This window comes from Sporosarcina thermotolerans (assembly GCF_042658975.1).
Classification (GTDB): Bacteria; Bacillota; Bacilli; order Bacillales_A; family Planococcaceae; genus Sporosarcina; species Sporosarcina thermotolerans.
In genome coordinates this window covers 19738-45718 of the sequence record NZ_JBHSRM010000020.1, presented here as the reverse complement: position 1 = coordinate 45718, position 25981 = coordinate 19738, and the positions used below count along the sequence as shown (strand labels likewise).

The following is a 25981-nucleotide window of genomic DNA, read 5'->3' as shown; positions in this document are numbered from 1 at the left end:
ATAAATGAAAAAGTCAACCGTAAATTTCCCGGTTGGCTTTATGCAGTTGCTTGTGGATTTTCGCTACTTCTATTTGAATCAAAGTGATAATATCTTCTTTTTTCAATGAGATCCTTACTTGATAGATTTATAATATCAAAAGAAACTCTATTTAAATGATAATGGGTGTAATTGCGATCCCTCTAGGGTCATTCCCGACAGAAATCGGGGAACCGATGACTGTGTTGGTGGCGGTATTTATTACGGAGACTGTATTATGACCTTCATTTGTTACATACGCACGCGTACCATCGGACGTAAACGCAATCCCATAAGGGCCACCCCCAACAGTTATCGGGGAACCGATGACTGTGTTGGTGGCCGTATTTATTACGGAGACTGTGACATCACCGGCATTTGCTACATACGCACGCGCACTATCGGGCGTAATCGCAATCCCTACAGGGAAATCCCCAACAATAATCGGGGGCCCGTTGACTGTGTTGGTGGCCGTATCTATTACGGTGACTGTATTAAAACCGCCAATTGTTACATACACACGTGCACTATCGGGCGTAATTGCGATAAATTGAGGGGCATTTCCAACAGAAATGGGGAAACCGATGACCGTGTTGGTAGCCGTATTTATTACGGAGACTGTATCATCACCTGCATTTGCTACATAAGCACGCGTACCATTGGGCGTAATCGCAATCCCTTGAGGGAAATTCCCAACAGAAATCGGGGAACCGATGACCGTGTTGGTGGCCGTATTTATTACGGAGACTGTATTATCAAAGCCATTTGTTACATACACACGCGTACCATCGGGCGTAATCGCGATCCCTATAGGGAGATTCCCAACAGAAATCGGGGAACCGATGACTGTGTTGGTAGCCGTATTTATTACGGAGACTGTATCATCACCGGCATTTGTTACATACGCACGCGCACCATCGGGCGTAATCGCGATACTTTGAGGGGATCTCCCAACAGAAATCGGGAAACCGATGACCGTGTTGGTAGCCGTATTTATTACCGTGACTGTACCATCATCGTTATTTGCTACATAAGCAAAAGACATAACTCGCTGTATTTGACTACTATCTACTGCTTTGAGTGCTTTTGATAATGGAATAACAGCGCATGGCTTGTAATGTTTGCACTTTTTACAACAGCGGCAAGAACATTTATTTTTACGTGTACTCAAAAAAACACCTTCTTTTTTCACGTTTACTAGTAACTTACTCAAATAATTTGTATTTGCTTGTACGCTTGTCGATGTATGTCCAATAATTATTGAAGAGGTGCTTAAATTGAAAGTGCTGCCCAGAAAGTCGATGAAAATGACTTATCCGGACAGCCTTTCTTTCCGTAAAGTGTGTCGTTAAGTATATCTTTGTCTCTCTGGCAAAGATATACTTAATTTTATTTTCAGGACAAGATATACTTAAAAATAGGTTCAAAATTACTGCAAGGGTGGATGGATGATAAATGATACGTTTCGAAAGTGATTATTTAGAAGGTGCACATGAACAAATACTGAATCGACTACTAAAAACCAATGAAGTACAGACGCCTGGATATGGTATGGATGAATTTTGTGAAAGGGCCAGGGGTTATATTAGAAAAGCGTGTGATATGGAGAATGCAGATGTACACTTTTTAGTTGGAGGAACACAAGCAAATACTACGATTATTTCATCCATATTGCGCCCGCATCAAGGAGCAGTTTCTGCAATTACGGGCCATATTGCGGGACATGAATCGGGAGCAATTGAAGCTTCTGGACATAAAGTGCTTACTTTGCCGAGTGATGATGGGAAAATTACTGCGAGACAAGTAAAAGAATTATATGATGCCCATTGGAACGATGTCACTCATGAACATATGGTACAGCCTGGTTTGGTTTACATATCTCACCCTTCCGAAAATGGGACGACATACAGTAAATCCGAATTGGAGGAATTGAGCAAAGTTTGCCGGGAATGTGGTTTTCCTTTATTTATGGATGGAGCTCGATTAGGGTATGGCCTGGCTGCAAAAGACAACGACCTAACTTTAGCGGATATCGCAAGACTTTGTGATGTGTTCTATATCGGTGGAACGAAACTCGGAGCATTGTTTGGAGAAGCTGTTGTTATCACAAATGATGACCTTAAAAAAGACTTTCGGTATATGATCAAACAAAAAGGCGGGTTGTTAGCCAAGGGAAGATTATTAGGGATTCAGTTTGAAACCTTGTTTGAAGATGGCTTATACTTTGAAATTTCCAGGCATGCGGTGGACTTGGCGATGATGATTCGGGAGGCGTTTGTTGAAAAAGGCTATTCATTAAGATATGATTCCAAGACAAATCAACAGTTTCCCATTTTACCGAATGATGTGTTGAGTGAATTGAGCAAGAACTATTCTTTTTCCTTTTGGGAAAAAGTTGATGATACGCAAAGTGTTGTGAGATTTTGTACGAGTTGGGCTACAAAAAAGGAACATGTTGAAAAACTGATTGAGGATATTAAGAAGTTGGATCGTTAATAGTTTTGTTGGAGATTAGTTCAGATTAGATCTGTCTAAGACTCCAACTATGAATGGGACAAGCTTACTAACTTAGCGCACCAGTATGTTACGAAAATATCTGAGGCGAGAAACAACTAATTCTTGTCCAAAAAAGAATCAAAAGTACCTGGCACCCAAATGACTTAGAGTCAACCGGGTGCCTGGTACATTTAAATTTCATGGTCTTCATTTAAACCTCCTTAACATCTACTAGAACTTAAATCTATTCTAGGGCTGCAAAACTTACCTTCTAAAGCAACGGTAACGTCTGCTTGACTTTGTATGCATTGCCCCACATGGATAAACACCTCGATCCAAGTGCACGAATCATTTTCGAGTATCATAGCCATACAATCAAAAGCAATGATGTCACATTTCACCCTTGTACCTGTAGGAGCACATATTAACAATTCCTCTGTGAACTCGAACGGCACTAACCTCTTGCATAACTTCCCATTTCTCTTATATTCGACGCCAATGCAGCCTTTTTTGAGTATATTAATTTTTTGATAGGTAACAATTTGCCCATTTGGCATTACAACATTTTTATTCTGTCTACCGTTTGCTTGAGGAATTTCAACACATTCAATTGCATCGGGTAATAAAGGACAGATTCTGTTTCCGCCTGGATCGGACAAATAACACTCTATGCTTTCGCTTGGGTCAGGAAGACAAGTATGTTGGAATTTATTGTGAATACTCAAGGCGTATTCACCCCTACAAATGCCTCTTCCATTTGAACAACTCACTTCTACTGACCGCAAGGATTCAACAGTTTGTACCCTCGTTTTTCCTTTTCCAACTGAAAAGGCCAAGTTACCGTTAACGAATACGGCAAGCTCATCTCCACATCCTTCATTAAAGGAAACAGAGATTGTGCCAGCACGTGGATGATTGTCACCATTAGCTACCCATAGGCTTGTTATATCAGAAGAGCATTCTAACGTGAAATTATTGCAGATTTGGTCTGTAATCGTATAGCATTCTAGCAAACTTAAGCATGTCTGAAATTCAACTTCTTTTGTGACCCAATCATATACTTTAGGGACCTGTACGCAAAATTTATCCGTCATATTATCTATTCCTTAGCTAGAAAAGTGTAGTTCTCTTATTTTACGAACGGAGAAGCCGAAAGGTTCAAATATTAAGCTAACGACAATCAAAAAGAAAAAATACAAAAGTCCAAGCTATGAAGACAATTTCACATAATATAACAACATAAATACAATTAAATAAAGTTAGGAGGAAATATATTGGCGCAATTAGGAAGTTGTTGTAGCGACCAGTTGGGAGTTGTAAATGACGCCGTATGTTTTACGATTCTTTTAGAAGACACGGGTGGTGTCGCTTTACCCATTTGGGATGATGCTACTTCTTTTATTATAAATGGAACAATCATGGTAGAAAACGATGGCATAATCGGAGCTTCACCTACTGCAAGTCTCGTTGTAAATGGAGTCGCAGTCGGAGGCTTTCTTGTCGGACCAGGTGAGGCCAGATCCATCACTATGAATGATATTGGTTCGATCGGAATCATTGGAGCTGGAACAGGAACAGCAAGAGTCAAAGTTTCATTTTCTTTAAATTATAAGTTTTGATTAATGTTTAATAGCTTGACTAATTAGGCAGTTGCGGCAACGACAGATTAATTATGGGACAAGTGATGGGTACCAGGTAACCCAAGAACATAAGTACATGATAAAAAAGTTAGGAGGAAATATTTTGGCGCAATTAGGAAGTTGTGGTAGTGACGATTTGGGGGTCGTAAATGATTCCGTATGTTTTAATATTGTTTTAGATGACACTGGTGGTGACCCTTTAGTCATTTGGAGTGATGTTACTTCTTATATCATAAATGGAACAATCATGGTAGAAAACAATGGTATTATTGGAGCTTCACCTACTGCAGCTCTCACTGTAAATGGAGCTCCAGTCGGCGGCTTTGTTATCGGACCAGGTGAAGCCCGATCCATCACGATGAATGATATTAATTCGATCGGAATTGTTGGAGCGGGACTAGGAACAGCAAGAGTCAAAGTTTCATTTTCGTTAAATTATAAGTTTTAATTAAAGTTACCTAGCTTTACTAATCAGGCAGTTGCAGTAGCGACAGCGTTGTTAAGGGACAATTGGTTGGGTACCAGGCATCCAAACGATTACTCCTGCCGAAATAGCAGTTTCTAAAAGCGAAGCGTTAGGAGCGGAGCATGGGGATAGGCTGCCTTAATTAGAAGCCAATCATGTCAGTATTTGGTTGGCTCCTTTTTTATTTGGTTTTCATTGAGTGTTATTCGTGGGAATAATGAGATATTTTTCATTTGCCAAAAACCACTTTGTGCTTACGCAAAAGTGGTTTTTTCATCGCTCCCAGGGGGAATTAGACTGTAGGTTTCTGTTTTCAGGTATGCTAAACTTGAAAGTTCGAAAGGCAATGAAAAGTGTGGAATTCATTTGGGAAGAATGGAACATAAGCAGCAACAGAGAAGATTAACTATACGAAAGAAATGGTCCAACGTAAAAAAGCCAATCCGAATACATTAGTCATCATGCTAGTCGTGGTTATTAGCGGACTAGTAGTGTTGAATCATTTAATTGCATCAAGTGATGTGAGTAAACTAGAAGTACCTGAACCGAGACCGACGTTTATTTACGATCAAAACGGAGAGGTCGTTAGTGAAATTTCGAATTCCAACATTGAAGGAGTTCGTCTGATCAAATTCCAAAAGAGTTGATTGAAGCGGTCATCTCTTACCATTGGTTCGTCGGATATACACTAGACATCGTGGGTGCTGTTTGGTTAGGCTATGATAAAACGGATGCCGAACATTACTTAACATCAACTAGTAGTTTCACAGTGCCACCAATTTTCGGGCAAGTCCTATCAAGGTCGATCAGTGAATTACCTACAAAGAAATTCGAATTACCATTAATCGCGAAAAAGCAAAAAGAGCTCGAAGAACAGAAAGAGAAGTTGAAGAAGGAAGAACAGAAAAAAGCAGAAGAGAAGAGGAAACAGGAAAAGAATAAAGAGAAGGAACAGAAAAAGAGAGAGAAGAAGGACAAGAAGGAAAGAGAGAAAGAACGGAAAAAGAAAGAGAAGGAAAGGGAAAAGAGGAGAAGAAAAAAGAGAAAGAAAAGAAGAAACGGGAAAAAGATAAAGATAAAGATAAAGATAAATAGAGAAGGCATAATCATGGACGACTCCCACCGATCTGTGTTGCAAAAGGGTATCTCCATATAGTGAACACTACAAAAAAGCGCTCCAATCATTAAAGCAAAATGATTGGAGCGCTTTTTGGAAGGTTCACCATAATTCTTTCCATGATGCAGCGATATTGAAATTCTGACTTCCGCTAGAGGAAAAACAAACTAATGAGAACGTACTTCCAGGTTCTAGTTGAATGTCTAAATCCGTTAAAATTTCACGAACTGAGTCCCTTGTATTAATCCCAAATGTCAACACGTTGGAACCACCCGTAACCGTTGTGCCAGAGGTATCCACTGCCATGACACTCGTATTTGTAGAAATATCGTTAAATACCGGTGCCCCTCCGAGTGTACCATTCTTCACCAAACGGCATGTCGCAGGTGCATTTCCCCCCGAGTCTGTCTGAAGTGACACATAATCAAACTGGATCCGAATCCGATTTGTTTTACCTTGAAACGTATTTTTATTTAGTAGCGTAAATATGCTGGTTGGAGTTGTTGAGATTCCTGTTTTCGCATTTGAAAATGAATTGCGTGTCACCATGGCATTGGTATTTCCATTTCCTTCAACGAACCCCATTGCTGATGATGTTTGAAGGGTTAGATTACTCGTGTTTGCTGTGTTTTTCACTTGCGCTATGAGTGGAAGTGTTGGATTGTAGGTAGACGGAACGGTAGCGGTATTTGGATATTGAATAGTATGGACTAACGATGCTGCTCCTGAAACAGAATTGTAGACCCAAAAGGTAATGACTCCAAATCCAAGCCATTGAAAGCGAATTTCATAGACATTCCCTAAAGTTGGATTAAGCGTCATTTTGCTCGGACCTGAACCAGTCATCGCGTCATAATTCCACGAAGACTGCGAAATCCAATTGTCGACTCCGTTTTGCCTTCTCAATACCCCAAAACTTGCTCCATTATAGCCGAAGAAATAACCATCGGTACTATCTCCAATTCCAATAACTTGTGTACTGTTAGGAACGCCAGCAGTAAAGATGCCAGTAAAACGAATTGTTTTCCCCAAGCCCGGTATATGGCGGACAGCTTTAACTGTCTGAATGGTTGCCGAAGAGTTTGCAGTAGCGCCAGTTTGGAGTACACCCTTGGCATTCGATGCTGTTGCTGAACCGCTTCCAGTTAATGTCGTATTTATCAAATCGCTGTTGATGTTATAGTTAAATTGCCATCCAGCTACTGGAAGAAGGTCAATGGTTCGCAAGTCATTGAAAGCAGACAGAGGTATATCAACTGCAACCCCTGAATTTGGATTTTGAACGATCATCAAATCGCCTCCGAAGAATAAATTACTTTAGAAAGTCCGGTAGACAAACGTCAGCATGTTTCTCTTTAACTTTAAGATTCCCACCACTCCACATTAATTGACAGATTAGAATTCGCTGCAGTATTCTGCAACAAAATGTAATAAGTCTGATTTGTTGTGAGGCTTGGGATGACTCGCAGTCCTTCGAGATTATACTCCGTTGCACCTCCAATTTGGTTAATCTGTTGTAATAGCACACCTCCGGACGTTGGATCAGAAGTTTGTGCGACCCAGCGACCAGTAACTACACTCGCGTCAGAATATGCCCAATTGGTGTTGTGGGGGATCGCAGGCGTACCAGTTATATTAAGAGTCGCATTCTTATAGGTACTTATAATTGTGGCTACAGAAGACGTAGCTTGAACAGTATTTATATATACGGTTTTGCCTGACCCAGCGGGATTAGTTAATTGCAGTGCCAAGTATCCATTTGCATCCGTAATTGCCTGACTTCCTGTTGTTAATTCATAATAATTCCCGTTTTGAGCTGCTGTAATAGATTGAGAAGTACACTGGAAATTCGGTAGGATTATCTCAACCATAACTATCACCTCCTTTAGATGAGGATTTCGACTCGCTAGTGGTTCAGCCTGCAGAATTAGTTAATTGCAGTGCCAAGTAACCATTAGCATTCGTAACTGACTGACTTCCTGTTGTTCATTCATAATGTTATATCACGAATTTCAGCTTTAATTCTTCCTGTTATTTGCAAGCCATTATTTTGTTCTTACTAGTTTATTCGCCTTGTGGTATGAATATTTTGATATAGATAAAATTTTAATTTTCAGAAAATAATTCGATTGATCGAATTCCTTCGCTTTTTGTCGCACCAAGCATAACCCAAGCTCTGAGAGGACAATCCCTGCATTTTAGGGAGGTCCTCTTTTTTACCAAAATTATTGTTTTATCATCCATTGGATTGTTTATTACCTGAGGTGTATAACGAAAGCTATAAAACCGACTCCAGTCATATAGGGAAAATGATTGGAGTCGGTTTTTTGAACTCAGCGTAGAAGTCTATTCATAAAGTACAGGAAAAAAAGTGATTTATAAAAATGTCGCACTATCCCTGTAAATAAGTTTACTATGTACAGAATCTACTGAAACCACCGGCCGAAGTTGGAACGTAATCCCTCTCCAATTCATGTCGCCGTTCTCTAAAAGCAAACGATTGTCACGGGTCGTCTTTGCGAAGCGTTGTAGCGCAGCAAGATGATTTAACTCGGAAATATCATGATCAATATGCTCGCAAAGCAGTTCAGATAGAAGTGCATGAGCCGTCTTTTTAATAAGTAATTCTCCAATTGGGCGATTATCAGCACAAGGAATACACAGAATAAGCCTCTTTTTTGTCCAACCAAATATGTGATTGAAAACATATAATATTTTTAGAATGATAAAGGAGGTGTCAAATTTGTCATGTGAAAAAAGGATAATAAGATGCTATCCTACGTTTAAAGTTTCCAGCTGTCCCTCTGGACCTCCCGGACCACCTGGACCAATAGGACCTGCTGGACCTACAGGACCTACAGGACCTTCGGGGGCTACTATTCCTACTTCTGTTAACCGAATTTATGTAGCAAACCAAGGCAGCAACGATGTCTACGTTATTGACGGATTTACAAGTACAGTCATAGCAACTGTTCCAGTAGGGGCAGGTCCATCAGGAGTCGCAGTGAATCCTATCACGAACCGAATTTACACGGCAGACAGTGGTAGTGATAGTGTCTCTGTTATTGACGGGACTTCAAATACAGTCGTAGCTACCGTTCCAGTAGACTCAGGTCCATTTGGTGTCGCTGTGAATCTTTTAACCAACAGAATTTACGCAACCAACAGTGTTAGTGAAACTGTCTCTGTTATTGACGGGATTACAAATACAGTCATAGCTACTATTCCGGTAAACACAAATCCAGTTGGAGTCGCTGTGAATCCGATCACGAACCGAATTTACGTTGTAAACAGTGGTAGTAACAATGTCTCTGTTATTGACGGGATCTCAAATACGGTCATAAGTACGGTTGGAGTAGGATCAGATCCAATTGGTGTTGCAGTGAACCTTTCAACCAACGCAATTTACGTGGCAAACAATGCTAATAGTAATGTCTCTGTTATTGACGGGACTTCAAATACGGTCGTAACCACTGTTGCAGTAGACCCAGGTCCGCTTAATATTAGTGTGAATTCTACTACAGATAGAATTTATGTTACAAACATACTCTCTAACACTGTCTCTGTTATTGACGGGGCTTCAAATACAGTAATAGCTACTGTACCAGTTGGTAGTCTTCCAGTTGGTGTTGCAACAAATCCTTTGACTAACGCAATTTATGTAGCGATTGCGGGAACTAATAGTGTCTCCGTAATTAACGGAATTACTTTTTCAATCGTAGCTACAATTCCAGTTGGCACAAGTCCAAGTGGTATAGGAGTTAATCCTTAATTGTATACCTAGCATCATGCACATTAGAAAATTGTTTAACTTCTTGGAATATCTACTTTCAATGGACATGTAGGAAATATTAGATTTAGTAAGAGGGGCTTATGAGTATTTATCTTGAGGTGGAAGAATGGACTCCGAAAGTAGAGAAATGATTTTAACGGAAAAGCAGTAGTGGCTTGGACCATGACACTGTCTAAAATAAAGAAGCTTCGATGAAAGAAAACTACAAAACCAGTTCAAATCATTAAGAAAAATGATTTGAACTGTTTTTTTGCTTGGTACACACGCATGGAAGACAGTCAATTTATTTAATGCCCCAGAGCGCACAAACAATACATAGTTAATATTGCATTGTTACTTTTTGATTGCAACTTCTTTATCTCTATAACGCCCTAATTAACAGATGTCTCTATATACCCGATAATTTGCTCAAGGGTAAACACATGTAGGTTCAGTTAAAAAAAAGCGGAAGGCTTGGGTATCATTGGAGGAATGAATTTGTGAGAAGTACGTATTGAAGGGGAATAATAGTTATGCATACATATACCTTAATTACACATAAGAAGTGGGTTTTCTTGAAACGACAACAAGTTTTGCTTATTAAACTCTCGGTAATGATGACCATTGTACTCCTACTGACGGGCTGCAGCAAGACAAGTACGGATATCGAAGAGTATCTGAACACGGGTACCGCAATGGACGCGGAAGCTAAAGACGTGATGCCCGCTCTTGACGAGTTGCCAGCATACAGGGACATCGATTACCGACATACGCAAAAAAAGATATTCCTCTTCGAAGCCAATTCGGTAGCACTTGTGGTCGAATATGACATGCAAACCTATGAAAGCGAAAAAGGGAAACTTGAAGAAGACTATATTATCTCCAACCAAAAAGCCGCGTCTGAAACAAGCGGTGATAATAGTAATCCGAATGTTGAGTTCTCACTTAACAGCTATGTATTCCGAGTGTTGGAGGGAAATGGTTATCCGAAATCCTTCGGGATGGTTGGCACTTCCGATGAACATCAACGCATCGCGTATTTGTATTTCTATGATTTTGATTTGGACAAAATTGGTGAGCTAAATGACAAAAACCGCATGTCTAAATTCGTGGAAAGTTATTTTGACTATGATTTCTGATGTCTTTTCTCTATAGCAAAGATATACTTAATTTTATTTTCGAGAGAAGATATACTTAAAATAGTTTTATTTTAAGTGTTACAAAATAGGTTATAGTTGAATTTCGAATTGTTTTAGAACCTGGTACCCTTCACTAATTCATTAAGTAACTATCCAGCAACTATGGAACAAAGGGGGATTTTATGTACAATGTGTTATATTTATATCCAGTCTTAAAACAGAAAAAGGATCGGTTTATAGAAATTAATAAAAAGGCATCTATTATTTATAAAGAATATGGTGCGATTGAAGATGATACTTACCAAAGCACTTTTATTAATGCAATGTACGGTTGTAAAGGGATAGGGTCATCGGTGGAACTGCAGGAAAATGAAATTTTGATGTGCTCAGTATCTACGTTCAATAATAAACATCATCATGATATCGTTATGGAGAAAGTCGACTCTGATTATCGAATTGAAGAACTATATAATGAGATGATTAAGGTTATTGATATGAGTCGAGTAGTTCGGGGTGAATTTGAAAAGGTTTAACTAAAAAACAAAAAATGTTTTTTACGCGAAAAAGAAGCATGAATTTTCCGGTATGGAGGATTTATGCTTCTTTTTTAGGGACAAGTAGGACGATTCAATAAATATACTAACCTTATTCCTAAGAAGTATTTTATATATATTTTAAATTCGTAAATTAACTGCAATTTAGGCTTTTACTTGATATTATAGTAGAAGGTGAATTGTTAGATAAGGAGTGAAAAGATTGAAAGCGATTCGTGTGGATTATTCACCGAACATAAACGGTGTTGTACAAATTCCAGGTTCCAAAAATAGCTCATTGGCTCTACTTGCAGCAGCTTGTCTTTCTGATGAAACGATAACCTTTAAAGGCATACCAAATATAGCTGATTTCCGCGTAATTTGTGAAATGGGAGAAGAAGTTGGACTGACAATTAAACGTGATCTAACTGGGGATGTTTCCATTGATCCGAGGTCGATATCTTCAACCGATTTCGATTCCGAAAAGTCTTCTTCATTCAGGACTGCTTATTATTTTGTAGGTGCATTACTTGCGAAATACGGAAAAGTGTCAGTAGGGTATCCTGGTGGTGATAATTTCGTCAGCCGGCCAATCGATCAGCATATAAAGGCTTTAGAAATGATGGGGGCTAAGTTTACGTATCATAAAGACTACTATGAAGTTGAGGCTAAGGAATTGCATGGTGCAACTATTTATTTTGATACGATTACTTCTGGTGCAACGATAAATGCAATGTTAGCTGCTGTAAGGGCAAAAGGTAAGACGGTGCTGTTAAATGCTGCGCGTGATCCAGAGGTAATTGATACAGCAATTTTTCTAAAAACAATTGGTGCGAATATAAGTGGGGCTGGAACGGATACGATTCGTATCATTGGTGTAAATCAGTTAACTGGTGGAACCCATCGTGTAATTCCGGATCGGCTAATAGCGGGTTCATTCTTAATTGCCGCTGGTGTAGCAGGGGGGAGTGTAACGGTGACAGATGTCATCCCGGAGCATCTTGGATCCTGCATTGCGAAGCTCGAAGAAATCGGATTGGAGATTGATGTTCGGGATAACTCCGTTACTGCAAGTTCAACAGGAAAACTCTTTGCGTCACGAATTCGAACGGGTATGTACCCAAGTTTTGCAACAGATTTACAGCAACCAATGACAACCTTATTTACTCAAGCTTCAGGGAAAAGTATTGTAGCGGAAAAAATCTATCCGAATCGTTTTCAGCATGTCGGTCAACTGAGAAAAATGGGAGCGGACATTCGAGTGCGATCAGGAGTTGCTTTTGTTAAAGGAAAAAGCAATCTGATAGGTACTACCGTTTCTGCTTCAGATATTCGTGCTGGTATTTCATTGATCCTTGCGGGAATGGTTGCAGAAGGTACTACCTACATTACCGGTGTTGAGCATATTGAACGCGGTTACGAAGATGCCGTAAATGCTTTTCAATCGGTAGGGGTACAGATTACTAAAGAAGATATTAACTATAAATTTAACAACCCGTTTTACGGGAATGCTCAAAAAGGTTGTTAAATTAAGAATCACGGCTAAGCAAATCAAAAGCTTAGTCCTTTCTTTGATTCTTTTATAAACCGTAGCGTTAATTATAGAAAATAACAAAACATGGGGGGCTTGGATATGTGGGTACAACGTTTTATCGAAACAGCACGAGGAAGTTTCGAGGTTTTTGAAAAAGGGGAAGGAGAGCCGTTAGCCGTCACTCATCTATACAGTGAATTCGATGAACGGGGAAATGCGTTCGCAAATCCATTCACGGAACATCATCATGTCTACCTCATCAATTTGCGAGGGACCGGGAAATCGATAGGTGCGCAAACAGAAGAGCAATATAGCATGAAAGAATCCGTATTGGACTTGGAAGCGATACGGGAAGGACTAAACTTACCAAAATGGGGCTTTGCGGGACATTCGACAGGGGGCATGTTAGCTCTTGTGTATGCTGTGATGAGAGAGGAATCATTAACGAAAATCATTGCTGGTGGAGCTGCAGCAAGTGTTGAATATAGTGCAGATCCAGGCAGTATTTATTGCCATGAAAACCCGAACTTCGAACGGATTATTGAAATAATGAATCGAATGGATACACCAGACGTGTCATTGGAGGAAAGAAAAGCTTTAGGCCGTGAATGGAATTTGATGTCTTTTCATTCTGAGGAGAAAATGGAGTCGGCTTTTAAGAAGCCAAATAGCGGCAAGACAGTTGGGGATCGATTGACGTATTTCAGGAAAGTGGACTGCAAGACGTATGATGTCAGGGAAGAGTTGAAGAGTGTTTTCGTGCCGGCTTTTGTATATGCAGGCAAGCATGATGCACAATGCCCGCATAAATTCGGCATTGAAATAGCGGAATGCCTTCCGAACGCGACATTCACTTCATTCGAACATAGCAATCATTATCCATTTTTTGAGGAAGAAGACCAATTTGATGAATTCGTAAGAAGTACGTTGAATCTTATTAGTAAAGCTCCTTCAAATGAAACTACCGAAAATTAAAAGATTGATTTGATGACTCTTTTTCTTTTAATATTGTACAATAATCCAAATCAAAAGATATGGAGCGTGTAGACATATGAACAATAATTCTATTGCTAATCTATCGTTTATTATCTGTGCTGTTATCTTATTAAATAACTTTACAGCCCTTTTTGTAAATACAGAAATTTCCAAAACAACATTTAATATGTCTATAATATTGATGATTGTATTATTAATAAATGGTATTGTACATAAAAGAAGAGCTAGTAAATAATTACTTATACTTTGAATATAAAAGGATTGATAAAATATACAAAATAAATCTAGAGATTGTGAAAGATTCTACTTCAACGGGTTTAGTTCAATAAGGACAGTAAAATATTTCACCAAAAAACACTCAATTTGAGCGTTTTTATTTGTTTTTTATATAGATATTTCACTGTTGAAATATATGCTGATTAACCTGTTATTTACTTTGTTAATTGCGATTTTCTCCCTATCAACCGAACCCGTTATTAAAATTCCCTACCCTTTTTTCTAAAATAACTTCTTTTTATATTTTCAAGTCCCATCATAAAATTGTTTTGCTCACTCTCCGAAGGCGTATGTGAACCATATCGAATAGCATTGTAAGTCGACATGATGTGTTCGTTTTTCTCCCACCGCATACGCGAATACCATTCTTTTACAGTCTCCTCATGAAACCGATGCTATTTAGACTTTTGCGCTTCCTTCTCGAATCGTTCGAATGACTTTCGAACTTCATCTCTTGCGGACGAATAATCATACAACATTTTTCGTTGCTCTGTTCCTTGTTTCCTTTTACCTTTGCAATTGTAGTTTTTTGCTGAACAGTTCGCACAGGCACCAAAAAACCATTTGGACAGCCCTGACATTTCTCAATATCTCGCATTTACTATTATGGAGAAGATAGGAGGTGAATCAAATGGCGCTTTCCCTTATTAATATTAATGTGAACGTCACAGGCATTTCGACAAGGTTTTTCAATGTACTAGCAGCAACTTTACCTGTCGTCGATGGGACAACCGTACTTGCATCTGCATTTTTGGATGACAGTGGAAATGCTGCAACTGCTTTTCCAGTTGTAACGAATGGTTACTATAACCTCTATTTAAACGGTGTACTACAAGAGGGCGATTCGTATACAATAACTGCAACAGAATTGACCTTTAATGGTGTCACTGGCAGTATACCTGCTAGAACTCCATTAATTGTAGAAGCTGTAGAATTGGTAACAGTAGTTTAATGAATCGATCCTTTTTTGTTATATGGGACAACTGTTTGCATGCGATTAGGTAGCTTAATTGGTCGTAAATACAGCTCAACATTTCAAATCCCCTCTAAATCCTTTTCACGGCTCTGGAGGGGATTCTCTTCATCAAGAACTACTCATTTCAAGTTGTTTCTCGATTACCAATATCTGGCTGACTTTTAATACGAAAGGAGCAGGATAGTTGAATAAGAAGGTATATTTTAAAGACTGTCGAAATATTAAAGACGTAAAGGTTTAACGTTGTTCATCTAAGAATAAACGTTCCTAATTTAGTTATCATAAGGAGTGCTTAAATTGACTGTACATAGTAGATTACTTTATTTGAAGATCGTTTAGTTTGTTAAGCTGCTCTATTTCTTGTTCAACTGAAAGGGGAAAAGTAGTTATGCAAATACCTTGGATTGTAATTTTAGGACCTATTATAGTGATTTGGATATTATTATTTATCTTCTATAAGCTTATTAAAGAACATATAGACGAGCGTTTTGAGGAAATGAAAAAATGGATGAAAGAAAATCAATAATCTGGCCAGTTTGAGAGTGTTTTATTGCTAAATGAGTGACACTTTGCTTGGAGGTACTTATGAAAATTCACTATTATTTAGGTTGGTTTAATAATTTATTTCCAGAGAATTTAGGTAGGGTGATACAGGAGGATATAACTGATAGAAAATCGCTTGCTATGATTAGCTCGAATCCATCTAATTATGAAGATGATGGTGGTACTGAACGCTCGTGGCTTGACCAGGCCGGCATAATGTTTGATGAATATCATTTAATTAATTATCGCGTACAGAAGGAAGATGCCCAAACGATAATTCAAAACGCTTCAGTCATTTTCTTATTGGGTGGCAATATTCTTAATCAAAATAGTTTTTTGATGGAGTATGAATTATCGGATCTGATTAAAAAATGCAACGCCGTTGTGATGGGAGCAAGCGCTGGAGCAATCAACATGTCCGCTAAATTTTTATGCTCGAAAAACTTTGGAGATGAAGTTGTAATGAATTCTGTTTACGAGGGAATCGGTCTTGACAATTTTTCCGTCCTGTCTCATTTTGACCTTGAAAATAACATTGAACTGGTTCAAAGCGAACTATCTCCCCTATCGGAAGAAATACATATTTATGCTTCGAACAAAGATTGCGCTGTACGTGTAAAGGGAGACAAAATCGATGTTTTTGGCAATGTTTTTTTAATTTCGAACTCAAAGATTCGGAAATTGGATGAAACGCTCTAAAAGGAATTGAATTAGACATTACACTCGAACTTGAAAACCATCTTTCAGAAGTCCATAAATGTATTGGTACTATTGAAGAATTCGTAGAAAAAGTCATATCAGACCAAGTTAGTAAATATTAGGGAGGCTTCTCTCATTGGCTAATAAAAATGTTCAAAAATTTGCATGGTTGCTTCTTGCTATATTAGGTTTTGGTAATGGTGTTCTGACACTAACTTTTTATGAACAAAGTACTTTGTCAATTTTAATAGGTGCTATGCAAATAGGTGGTGGAATTATTCTTTTAATAGTTTTACATATGGTTTTCAAGAAAAAAGAGAATGGGAAATCCATTTGACCTTTAGAAGATAGGTACAGAAGATAATGAAAGAGTGATACAAATTGAATAAAAATAATAAATCTTACGTAGATCCATTTGTAATAGTAATGATGAGTATCAGTGCAGTCTTAATAGGGTTAGGTGGTGTTGTACGATTATTCAATAATGAATTTTTATTTGGAGTACCTCAAGTAATAGTAGGGTTTGTTGGTGGAATTTTAGGATTTATACAATATCGGTTAATTAAAAAACAAGGAAGAAATAGTTCTAATTAAAGTAACGGGTGCTTTACTTAAAGATCATGGAGTTAGTATAGATGTATGGACACAAGTAAGTTAAGTCTCTATCCTAATAAATAGAGAGGACGTGTCCGGAATGAAACAAAAACGTTATAACCAGGAATTCAAACAAACAATCGTCGAACTCTACAGATCTGGCACATCTGTGAGTGATCTCAACCGTGAATATGGTGTATCTGAAGTAACAATCTATAAATGGATTAAAGCCCATTCCCCAATTGAAAATGGTGGGGGCTTAACACCCGCTGAAATTGCGGAAATTCAAAAGGAAAACCTTCGTCTTCAACAGGAGGTAGAAATCCTAAAAAAGGCTATGACCATATTCGCGAAAAAGTGACCGACCAAGAGATTATTGACCACATCAATTTAGAAAAGGAAAACCATCCTGTTCAAGTTTTGTGTGAAGTGCTCGATATGCCAAGAAGCACGTATTATCAATCATTTCATAAAGTAAAATCTTCGTCTGAAATTGAAAACGAAGCGATTTTAGAGCGCATAAAAATTATTCATGCGGAGAGTAAAGGCCGCTACGGCGCGCCTAAAATTCATCACTTTCTTGAAAAGGAAGGTTTCACAGTCAGCTTAAAACGAGTCCAGCGCATTATGAAGGCAGAAGGAATCCGATCTACCATCACAAAGAAATACCGTCCAGCATCATCGAATAGCCAAATAGAAGAACGCGATAATTTATTGGAACAGGATTTTGAAACTACGACAATTAACGAAAAATGGGTTGCTGATATTCCTATCGGAAGAAATAGATATTTATGCTTCGAATAAAGATTGCGCTGTACGTGTAAAGGGAGACAAAATCGATGTTTTTGGCAATGTTTTTTTAATCTCCAACTCACAGATTCAGAAATTGGACGAGACGCTTTAAAAGTCGTACAGCCCAAGAATTGGTAAACTAACAGAATTAGCTTTTAGGAAGGTTTCCCATTAGTTCGATGAACTTTTGAGAAGCCTTCTTTTTCCCTGCATGCAAATAGGCATCAACTAATATAATCCAATAGTGTGCAAGAAGGGAGGTTAGGAACTAATGGTGACTAAACAATACGACAAGATATTTAGCCGAATAGTGAAATCAAAGCAAATACATGAGTCTGTTCTATTTATCCAAAACAGAAATGGGGATTTTTCATACAAAAATGAGTATGGGGGCAAGAGCATAGATGCACCATTACTCATGGCAAGTATCACTAAGTTGTTTACAACTACATGCATTTTAATATTGCTGGAGCAAGGTAAACTGTCATTAGATGATAAAGTGACACGTTTTTTCGATAATGGAAAACTTAATGGGCTCCATCTTTATAAAGGACAGGAGTATACCGCGAAATTGACAATCGCTCATTTGTTGTTTCAGACAAGTGGGTTACCGGATGTATCTGAGGAAGGTAAAAATAATCTTAGAAAACGTGTACTCCATGAAGATATGAACATTACAATTGATGAATTGATAGCATTGACTAAAAAGATGAAACCACTCTTTGCACCCAACACAATGAATCGATCACATTATGCGGATATCAACTTTTATATCCTTGGACAGATTATTGAATCCGTTGCGAATTCCTCATTGGAAGGTGTCTTTACGTCTTTCATTTTTGAACCTTTGGGGCTTGAGAAAACATATTTAGTTATAGATGAGGATGATTTTATTCCCAGTATTTATTTTAAAAATAACGCGCTTTCCCTTCCGAAATACATTAAAAGTTGTCGTGCGAGTGGAGGGGCGATTACCACTGCCCGCGAAATGATGGTCTTTATTAAAGCATTTTTTGGAGGAGATTTATTTAATAAAGAAATCTTCCGCGAATTGGAGAAGTATATGAAGTTACAAATCAGCTTTTATCCCATTCAATATGGCGGCGGCTATATGCGAATCCCATTAGGTGGATTTACAATGTTTTTTATAGGTAAGGGAGAATTGATTGGACATTCGGGCTCAACAGGTTCCTTTGCTTTTTATTATCCTGAGAAGGATCTGTTTTTTGTAGGCGATGTAAACCAATCGGCGAATCCAGCAACAGCAGTACGGATGGCGATACGACTTGCGGTTTCAAGTAAATAATGTAGCGGCCCTAAAAAGTAAGTTTTGTCTAACTTTTTAGGGCCGCTTTTTGACATTATGAGATAGGTGTTTTGGTAGTAAAATTAAAGGTTATAGTAAATAGGAATTTAATTTTTTTATTGGATGGCTTGTTTGAACCATCACGAAAAAGATTGGAGAATGTATATGCTAACTTATGACGCACTCATTATAGGATTTGGCAAGGCGGGGAAAACATTAGCTGGGCGGCTTGCAGACGAAAATTGGAACGTAGCAATGATTGAAAAAGATCCAAATATGTATGGAGGAACTTGTATTAACATTGCATGCATCCCTACAAAGGTGCTTGTCCATGATGGGTTGAAAGGCATTCCCTATACAGACGCCATTGAAAGAAAAGATAGGGTAGTGGAAAAGCTACGGGAGAAAAACTACAAAAGTTTAGCTGACAATGAAAATGTCACCATTTACAATTCGGAAGCAAGGTTCATTGCAAATAAAGAAGTAGAGATACAAATAGATGGAAAAAAAGAAGTGTTAACTGCCGAACATATTTTTATCAATACAGGTGCAATAAGCAATATTCCTCCGTTAAAAGGTGACCTTACTTCAAACAAGGTCTATACAAGTACGTCTTTGATGGATCGTAAGAAACTGCCACAGCACTTGGCGATAATAGGCGGAGGCTATATCGGGATGGAATTTGCCTCTATGTATCGAACCTTTGGAGCGGAAGTCACCGTGATTACACCTGAAGAGGAACTACTGCCTCGTGAAGATCGTGAAATTGCTGCAGAAGTTCAGAAGATAATGACAGAAAAAGGCGTTCGTTTTATATTCGGAGCGAGAGCGCAGGAGATTAAAGAGGTAAATGAAGACGAGGTGTCGTTGTCTCTATCTAATGGCGAAACTGTAAATGCAAATGCAGTGCTTCTTGCTACAGGTAGAAAACCGAATATAGAGCATCTAGGTCTTGAAAATACGTCAATTGAACTTACAGAGGATGGCGCTATAAAGGTGAATGAGCATCTTGAAACAACGGTGCGAAATGTATGGGCTCTCGGTGATGTGAAAGGCGGTATGCAATTTACGTATATTTCCTTGGATGACTACCGAATTGTTGAGAATTATTTATTTGGTGATTTAGGATATTCTCTCGACAGCCGTAAAAATATTCCTTATACCATGTTTATTGACCCACCTTTATCCCGAGTAGGGCTAACTGCTAAGGAAGCGGAAGAAAAGGGTTATGAATTTGCTGAAGGGAAAATGTTGGTTGCATCCCATCCACGCGCGCATGTCATCAATGATCTTCGAGGATTATTTAAAGTTTTCATCGATAAAAAAACGAAAAAAATTTTAGGTGCCAGTCTGTTTGGTCCTGAGTCACCAGAATTGATTAACCTTGTGAAACTTGCAATGGATTTGGATGCCCCTTATACGTTGTTAAGGGATCAAATATATAACCATCCGGTAATGAGCGAATCATTCAATACTCTATTCAACGTACCTATTAAAAGGACTGTCTAATGGCGGTCCTTTTTTGTGGAACAGGAAATTTAAAAAACTTGCACTTGCTTATATAAGCATATGCTTATATAATTATTCCGGAAAGGTGGAGAGTGCATATGAATACGGAAGTGACGATTGATATGCAGAGAGCATCACAGCTATTGAAATTGCTTGGAGATCAAACTCGTTTAACGATGATGAAATTACTCCAGTCACATGAATGTTGTGTGTGTGAATTTGTCGAAATCTTTAACATGAGTCAGCCGGCAATCAGCCAACACTTGCGAAAACTAAGGGATATTGAATTAGTTAAGGAAGAACGTAGAGGGCAATGGGTTTTCTTTTCGATAAACGAACGTCATGAAGATTTTCCGTTTATTCAAAGTGTACTTGAGCATCTTCCGGAGCAGAGTGAATCAATTACTGAGTTAGAGGCACAAGGGCTTCGTGTTTGTTGTCAATAAGGAGGAGAAAACGCGTTGGGTTCAGTTATTATCGCATCATTGATTTTCATAATTACACTTATTTTTGTTATTTGGCAGCCTAAAAATTTATCAATCGGATGGTCTGCTTGTATAGGTGCATTGGTTGCTTTGTTGGTAGGAGTCGTGGATTTTCAAGATGTACTTGATGTAACGGGGATTGTTTGGAATGCTACTCTTGCCTTCGTCGCCATCATTATCATCTCATTAATCTTAGACGAAATCGGTTTCTTTGAGTGGTCTGCTTTACATATGGCGAGATTGGCCAAAGGTAGCGGTATTCGGATGTTTGTTTATGTCAGTATTTTAGGTGCAATCGTTGCAGCCTTGTTCGCAAACGATGGGGCAGCACTTATTTTAACTCCAATCGTGCTAGCGATGGTACGAAATTTGAAATTCAGTGAAAAGATGGTTTTTCCATTCATCATTGCGAGCGGGTTTATAGCGGATACGACTTCGTTGCCATTAGTTGTGAGTAACTTGGTTAATATCGTTTCAGCCGACTTTTTCGGCATCGGATTTGTCGAATATGCATCCCGGATGATCGTACCCAATTTGTTTTCACTTGTTGCGAGTATTTTAGTGTTGTTTTTATTCTTCCGGAAGAGCATCCCGAAAGACTATAACGTATCAGAGTTAAAAGAACCGAAGGAGGCCGTAAAAGATGGTAAGATGTTTCGGCTATCTTGGGTCGTATTAAGCATTTTGCTTGTCGGGTATTTCACGAGTGGTGTTACGGGGCTTCCTGTTTCAATAGTTGCTGGAATCATGGCGATATTCTTTATGATCATGGCACAAAGAAGTCCTGCCGTTCATACAAAGAAAGTGGTTAAGGGCGCACCTTGGTCCATTGTATTCTTTTCTATTGGGATGTACGTTGTCGTTTATGGATTGCGAAATGTCGGTCTGACAAGCGTGCTTGGCGATCTTATTCAATTGGCAGCAGATCAAGGCTTGTTTATAGGCACGATTTCAATGGGCTTCATTGCTGCAATTTTGTCTTCAATCATGAATAATATGCCGACTGTCATGATCAACGCCTTGGCTATTGCGGATACGAATACTACAGGTTCGATTCGTGAAGCATTGATTTATGCAAATGTCATCGGTTCAGATTTAGGTCCTAAAATTACACCAATCGGTTCATTGGCTACGTTATTATGGCTGCATGTCTTATCACAAAAAGGTGTGAAAATATCTTGGGGTACATATTTTAAAACCGGTATACTCTTAACAGTGCCTACGCTCTTGATTACACTAATTGGACTATATCTATGGCTTTCACTCATACATTAAAACTCTAAAGGACGGGATTAAATATGCCGAAAAAAACACTGTATTTCTTATGTACGGGTAACTCATGCCGTAGCCAAATGGCTGAAGGATGGGGAAAAAAAGTCCTTGGTGAGGAATGGCAAGTTCTCAGTGCAGGAATTGAAGCACACGGAGTCAATCCAAACGCTATTAAAGCGATGAATGAAGTTGGCGTCGATATTTCAAATCAAACTTCAGATATTATTGATACGCAAATCCTGAATAATGCAGATCTCGTCGTCACACTTTGTGGAGATGCGGCTGATAAGTGCCCAATGACACCTCCACATGTTAAACGTGCTCATTGGGGATTTGACGACCCTGCCAAAGCAGAAGGAACTGATGAAGAAAAATGGGCATTTTTCCAGCGTGTACGAGATGAAATAGGGGCAAGGATTGAACACTTCGCTAAAGCTGGTGAATAAGCGATTATTATTTACATTTTAAACCAAAAGACAGGCATCCACGAATTGGACGCCTGTCTTTTCACTTATCTATCTTATTTTTTATTAACAGGAGGTAACTGTATATAACCGATGTTCCCTGGATTTTGAGAACCAACCATTAAGTAAGAATACCCATTTAAATTATCAATCGCTTGTATTCCAGTTACTTCACCGCCATCTGGTGCAGAAACGATACGAGAAAGTTCTTTTGTATCAACATTATAAGCCCAGCCAACATTATTTACATGATTGCCCGTGTCTTCAGCAATAAATAACGTTCTTAGGTTTTCAGAGTATACAATGTTGTCCGGATTGGCGATTTTATCGAGATGAGCTCTGTTGCCTTCTTCATCTTGTGGAATGTCTTCACCGACTATAATAGCTTCCATTTTAGTTGGTACATAATCGCTATCAATACGGTTGCCTTCACGATCTGTTTGTCTTTCAGCTAGGCTCATTTCATAAATGCCGCCTGCATTGATTTTTGGCAGTCGAATATCATCTACAGGATCATTTGGATTTTCCTCCATGCCTTTTGCAATCGTGGACATAGCCATATAGACTTTGTTATCGGCTTTGTTGAATGTGACGGTTTCCATCTTGTTAAACTCTGAAGTTGCTCCAAGCATAGCTCCATATCGGCGGGATTCTAAGAAAGCAGCCGCTTTTTCCATACCTATTTTGATTTTCAAATATTCTTCGCCAGCTGAAGTCTTAATATGGCTGAATCCATTTGCTGCTGCATACTCAGCATCATTTGTCGTTTCAAAGATATCACTGAATGTCAGGGTTTCAGCTAATTCTTTAATTTCTTGGTCGTTTGCATGTCCTAAATTAATCCATTTTAAATTCCCAGCACCACCGTTTTCGGCACTCGTTTGCTCAAATTTTGCAGCATATAGTGTCCCGGCAGATAAATCTTTTGCTTTGTCAGCAATGTACATAAAGGACATTACATAGCCGCCGTCATCTCCATAGTAAACTGTACGGTTATCAGGTGCCACTGTTACATTTTCAAAAGATAACCGCCCCATGCTGTGGTGTTTGACTGCTTTTGCTTCACCATTCGGATGAACGGATACTTCTGTTGTATAACCGTATAAATAAGGGTTTCCAATTGCAGTTGCATCTTGATAATAATTTCGTGCAAATTGTGTAACGGATGATTTTTCAGGATTTGCTTCATGGGCACGAGCATTTGGTTCATATTCTTCACTGCCTAAATGAGTGTTCCAAGGGGACAAGATACCAGCACATGGAGTCCAAACACCGCCATACTTCGAAAAATCAATTGCTTCAATATCAGTAATTTTGAGTTCGCCTGTTTTCTTATCTTGTTGGACAGTATTTAAATATAACGCTCTTGGCACAGTACCAAATTCATTATTTGGCATACTTTCAAAATGATTGATCATATATAGCTTGCCGCTTTTTCCATTTACACTAAGGAGTGAGTTTGCATCCGGTGAAGGGGAAACTAAAGGCTCACCCTTTTTATTTGTTATGAGATTGCCGTTGATGTCGACTGCAGCTCCGACAATTTTTCCGTTAATGACATCACCAGGCTTTGCTAACGAAGTATAATCCAACTCTACTGTTTTTTGAGTTCCGTCTTTTAATGTCACCTTTACTTTGGCATCACTGTACATTGTTGATTTTTCCTCATTAGTGGCAGGTACAGGCATGCCAATAAATTCAACAGATTTTACGCCTTCTATAGGTTTATGCGGTTGCGCAAATACATTGACCGCAGTTGGGAATAGAAGTGCTGCACTTAACAGTGGAATAATTACCTTTTTTTTGTTCATAACAGTAGACCTCCAATGGTTTATTAAAATCTAACTCCTTCATCATCATAATAGTAGATTGTTAAGATAGTATTATATAAATATTATGAAACTGTAAACTCTATTATTAATACAAAAATAATACTATTTGGCTATAAATGAAACATGACTAAATGATTGTATATATGTTTAAAAGAGGATGATGGTTATGAAGAAAGCTATAAATGCTCGTTGTAGCCATTTAGGACTTGGTCATGGTGAATCTATTAATATTGTAAAGGTACCTGTGCGTCGAACTATTCAATTAATTAAATACAATTGTATAAAAATACATTAAAAAGACTGTGACAATGCTAATTGATTGGATATTTATGCAAATCGGTTGAATTATCATGGATGTTTCTTGCACAGGTACCTTAACAAAGTAAAACTGGCCGTGACTCAAATCACGGCCATCCTTATAATAAATATGTGGAAGAGATACTAATTCGGTTCCACATGGACGTGCACATCATATACTCCATAGTCATTGATTATTATCTTTTCCACTTGTGTCGCGATATTATGGGCTTCTGTGATATTTAGCATCGAATTTACAAGAATTACAACATCGATTACCTCGTTATTTCCGTAGTATCTACCTTTTATATCTTTTATTCCTTTAACTCCATCCACTTTTGTGATCACATTACGATAAAGTTTAATTTTATCAACGTCAAAACCATCCGAAAGTTCGTGGGAAGCTTGTTTGAAAATATCCCAAGCTGTTTTACAAATTAATAGTCCCACGATGAGCGCAGTTAGCGTATCAAGCCAGGGCATTCCTAATTGAGAACCAAATATACCTATTGCTGTTCCTATACTTACCCAAGCATCTGAAATATTATCTTTTGCAGCTGCCATGACTGCTGTACTATTTATTTTCTTTGCTATCTTCCTATTGTAACGATAGACAAAATACATAACTATTGCAGAAAAAATGCCGACATAAGCAGCCCCGATATGGGGTGACTCTTTTCCACTTTGAAACATAGAAGAGATAGCATCATTTAATACTTGAATACCGACCGCTAACATAATAAATGATGCAACCATTGAAGCGATTGTTTCACTCTTCCAATGGCCATAGCCATGATCTTTGTCCGGAGGTCTTTGAGAAAGTCTTAGTCCGATAAGAACAGCGACGGATGCAATAATATCGGTTGTATTGTTTAAACCATCAGCTTTCAATGCAGCAGAGTTACTCATATATCCAATGCACAACTTTATTATTGAAAGCAAAAGATAAGCAATAATGCTAACGATTGCTCCACGTTCACCTAATTTAAGATTATTATACTTGATCTTGTCCATGTATTTTACCTCCCTCAATTTACTATTCATGAATTTGACTTTAGCGTCTGAAGTAGCAAAGTTTTCCCTTGAGCAACAAAAAACCCTCGACTGTTTCCAGTCAAGGGTTAGGGATTTAAAATATAATTTGGGCAAATTGAAAGATGACACATAGTTATCACTCATTAGTTTTTAATGTTAAATAAACATAGCATGGATTTGAGAAATAAAC

General features: G+C 38.4%; 28 protein-coding genes and 1 pseudogene. 23 read left to right on the top strand and 6 right to left on the bottom strand.

The annotated features are described in order from the left end of the window. Positions 1 to 151 precede the first annotated feature (151 nt). Positions 152 to 1189: a beta-propeller fold lactonase family protein gene (locus tag ACFPZG_RS15940; RefSeq protein WP_283734212.1), complete on the bottom strand. Its 1038-nt coding sequence runs from the start codon at positions 1187 to 1189 to the stop codon at positions 152 to 154. A gap of 284 nt (positions 1190 to 1473) precedes the next feature. Here ACFPZG_RS15940 and ACFPZG_RS15935 point away from each other — a divergent pair, with 284 nt between their 5' ends. Further along, a complete protein-coding gene (locus ACFPZG_RS15935) occupies positions 1474 to 2514 on the top strand; it encodes a threonine aldolase family protein (protein WP_283734213.1) in 1041 nt (346 codons plus the stop codon). A 221-nt stretch (positions 2515 to 2735) separates the two neighbouring features. Here ACFPZG_RS15935 and ACFPZG_RS15930 read toward each other — a convergent pair whose 3' ends face one another. Beyond that, positions 2736 to 3608 (bottom strand): BMQ_0737 family morphogenetic spore coat protein, encoded by an 873-nt coding sequence (locus tag ACFPZG_RS15930; RefSeq protein ID WP_317941282.1) that lies wholly within the window; start codon positions 3606 to 3608, stop codon positions 2736 to 2738. Between the two features lie 180 nt (positions 3609 to 3788). On the opposite strand from ACFPZG_RS15930, the gene ACFPZG_RS15925 reads away from it, so the two are divergent. The 4 genes from ACFPZG_RS15925 to ACFPZG_RS15910 all read left to right on the top strand — a co-directional run bounded on the left by ACFPZG_RS15925 (position 3789) and on the right by ACFPZG_RS15910 (position 5776). Further along, positions 3789 to 4133: a DUF3992 domain-containing protein gene (locus ACFPZG_RS15925; RefSeq protein ID WP_283734215.1), complete on the top strand. Its 345-nt coding sequence runs from the start codon at positions 3789 to 3791 to the stop codon at positions 4131 to 4133. A gap of 124 nt (positions 4134 to 4257) precedes the next feature. Further along, complete coding sequence (locus ACFPZG_RS15920) at positions 4258 to 4602, top strand: DUF3992 domain-containing protein (RefSeq protein ID WP_283734216.1); 345 nt, start codon at positions 4258 to 4260, stop codon at positions 4600 to 4602. 437 nt (positions 4603 to 5039) lie between these two features. After that, positions 5040 to 5267, top strand: a complete 228-nt coding sequence (locus ACFPZG_RS15915; protein ID WP_381427942.1) for a hypothetical protein — start codon at positions 5040 to 5042, stop codon at positions 5265 to 5267. Beyond that, positions 5264 to 5776, top strand: coding sequence for a hypothetical protein (locus ACFPZG_RS15910; RefSeq protein WP_317941281.1), 513 nt, complete (start codon positions 5264 to 5266; stop codon positions 5774 to 5776). The genes ACFPZG_RS15915 and ACFPZG_RS15910 overlap by 4 nt, the downstream gene beginning before the upstream one ends. Positions 5777 to 5839: 63 nt before the next feature. Here the strand turns inward: ACFPZG_RS15910 and ACFPZG_RS15905 are convergent, their stop codons facing one another. Then, positions 5840 to 7027, bottom strand: a complete 1188-nt coding sequence (locus ACFPZG_RS15905; RefSeq protein ID WP_317941280.1) for a hypothetical protein — start codon at positions 7025 to 7027, stop codon at positions 5840 to 5842. Positions 7028 to 7098: 71 nt separating this feature from the next. Next, positions 7099 to 7608, bottom strand: coding sequence for a hypothetical protein (locus ACFPZG_RS15900; protein WP_283734221.1), 510 nt, complete (start codon positions 7606 to 7608; stop codon positions 7099 to 7101). 827 nt (positions 7609 to 8435) lie between these two features. Here ACFPZG_RS15900 and ACFPZG_RS15895 point away from each other — a divergent pair. The 18 genes and pseudogenes from ACFPZG_RS15895 to arsC all read left to right on the top strand — a co-directional run bounded on the left by ACFPZG_RS15895 (position 8436) and on the right by arsC (position 22609). Continuing rightward, on the top strand, positions 8436 to 9509 hold the full coding sequence (locus tag ACFPZG_RS15895; RefSeq protein ID WP_381427937.1) for a beta-propeller fold lactonase family protein: 1074 nt from the start codon (positions 8436 to 8438) through the stop codon (positions 9507 to 9509). A gap of 533 nt (positions 9510 to 10042) precedes the next feature. After that, a complete protein-coding gene (locus ACFPZG_RS15890; protein ID WP_283734223.1) occupies positions 10043 to 10648 on the top strand; it encodes a hypothetical protein in 606 nt (201 codons plus the stop codon). 182 nt (positions 10649 to 10830) lie between these two features. Next, positions 10831 to 11181, top strand: a complete 351-nt coding sequence (locus tag ACFPZG_RS15885; protein WP_283734224.1) for a DUF1428 family protein — start codon at positions 10831 to 10833, stop codon at positions 11179 to 11181. Positions 11182 to 11404: 223 nt separating this feature from the next. After that, positions 11405 to 12709 (top strand): UDP-N-acetylglucosamine 1-carboxyvinyltransferase, encoded by a 1305-nt coding sequence (murA, locus tag ACFPZG_RS15880; RefSeq protein WP_317941278.1) that lies wholly within the window; start codon positions 11405 to 11407, stop codon positions 12707 to 12709. A 105-nt stretch (positions 12710 to 12814) separates the two neighbouring features. After that, positions 12815 to 13690 carry an alpha/beta fold hydrolase gene (locus ACFPZG_RS15875; RefSeq protein ID WP_317941277.1) on the top strand — a complete coding sequence of 292 codons (876 nt, stop codon included), beginning with the start codon at positions 12815 to 12817 and terminating at the stop codon, positions 13688 to 13690. A gap of 928 nt (positions 13691 to 14618) precedes the next feature. Further along, positions 14619 to 14939 (top strand): DUF4183 domain-containing protein, encoded by a 321-nt coding sequence (locus ACFPZG_RS15870; RefSeq protein WP_317941276.1) that lies wholly within the window; start codon positions 14619 to 14621, stop codon positions 14937 to 14939. Positions 14940 to 15351: 412 nt separating this feature from the next. Further along, entirely contained in the window at positions 15352 to 15489 is a 138-nt protein-coding gene (locus tag ACFPZG_RS15865; protein ID WP_317941275.1) for a hypothetical protein, read from the top strand. Positions 15490 to 15548: 59 nt separating this feature from the next. Continuing rightward, a complete protein-coding gene (locus ACFPZG_RS15860; protein ID WP_283734226.1) occupies positions 15549 to 16205 on the top strand; it encodes a Type 1 glutamine amidotransferase-like domain-containing protein in 657 nt (218 codons plus the stop codon). Between the two features lie 136 nt (positions 16206 to 16341). Then, positions 16342 to 16542, top strand: a complete 201-nt coding sequence (locus ACFPZG_RS15855; RefSeq protein WP_317941274.1) for a hypothetical protein — start codon at positions 16342 to 16344, stop codon at positions 16540 to 16542. A gap of 44 nt (positions 16543 to 16586) precedes the next feature. Beyond that, positions 16587 to 16799 (top strand): hypothetical protein, encoded by a 213-nt coding sequence (locus ACFPZG_RS15850; protein ID WP_283734228.1) that lies wholly within the window; start codon positions 16587 to 16589, stop codon positions 16797 to 16799. A gap of 100 nt (positions 16800 to 16899) precedes the next feature. Further along, positions 16900 to 17160, top strand: coding sequence for a transposase (locus ACFPZG_RS15845; RefSeq protein WP_283734229.1), 261 nt, complete (start codon positions 16900 to 16902; stop codon positions 17158 to 17160). Between the two features lie 77 nt (positions 17161 to 17237). Next, complete coding sequence (locus tag ACFPZG_RS15840) at positions 17238 to 17603, top strand: IS3 family transposase (RefSeq protein WP_283734230.1); 366 nt, start codon at positions 17238 to 17240, stop codon at positions 17601 to 17603. Further along, a pseudogene (locus ACFPZG_RS15835) lies at positions 17569 to 17703 on the top strand (cyanophycinase); the annotation flags it as partial. The gene ACFPZG_RS15840 and the pseudogene ACFPZG_RS15835, both read left to right, overlap by 35 nt. Positions 17704 to 17862: 159 nt before the next feature. Further along, positions 17863 to 18897, top strand: coding sequence for a serine hydrolase domain-containing protein (locus ACFPZG_RS15830; protein ID WP_283734231.1), 1035 nt, complete (start codon positions 17863 to 17865; stop codon positions 18895 to 18897). Between the two features lie 165 nt (positions 18898 to 19062). Continuing rightward, a complete protein-coding gene (locus ACFPZG_RS15825) occupies positions 19063 to 20406 on the top strand; it encodes an FAD-containing oxidoreductase (RefSeq protein ID WP_317941273.1) in 1344 nt (447 codons plus the stop codon). Positions 20407 to 20504: 98 nt separating this feature from the next. Further along, a complete protein-coding gene (locus ACFPZG_RS15820) occupies positions 20505 to 20852 on the top strand; it encodes an ArsR/SmtB family transcription factor (RefSeq protein WP_283734232.1) in 348 nt (115 codons plus the stop codon). Positions 20853 to 20867: 15 nt separating this feature from the next. Continuing rightward, the gene (locus ACFPZG_RS15815) at positions 20868 to 22166 is read left to right on the top strand and encodes an arsenic transporter (RefSeq protein ID WP_317941272.1); all 1299 of its coding nucleotides are present in this window, start codon (positions 20868 to 20870) and stop codon (positions 22164 to 22166) included. A gap of 23 nt (positions 22167 to 22189) precedes the next feature. After that, the gene (gene arsC / locus ACFPZG_RS15810) at positions 22190 to 22609 is read left to right on the top strand and encodes an arsenate reductase (thioredoxin) (RefSeq protein ID WP_283734234.1); all 420 of its coding nucleotides are present in this window, start codon (positions 22190 to 22192) and stop codon (positions 22607 to 22609) included. Between the two features lie 74 nt (positions 22610 to 22683). Here the strand turns inward: arsC and ACFPZG_RS15805 are convergent, their stop codons facing one another. Both ACFPZG_RS15805 and ACFPZG_RS15800 read right to left on the bottom strand, forming a co-directional pair. Next, a complete protein-coding gene (locus ACFPZG_RS15805) occupies positions 22684 to 24438 on the bottom strand; it encodes a PhoX family protein (RefSeq protein ID WP_283734235.1) in 1755 nt (584 codons plus the stop codon). A gap of 462 nt (positions 24439 to 24900) precedes the next feature. Further along, positions 24901 to 25770 (bottom strand): cation diffusion facilitator family transporter, encoded by an 870-nt coding sequence (locus ACFPZG_RS15800; protein ID WP_283734236.1) that lies wholly within the window; start codon positions 25768 to 25770, stop codon positions 24901 to 24903. Positions 25771 to 25981: the final 211 nt, after the last annotated feature.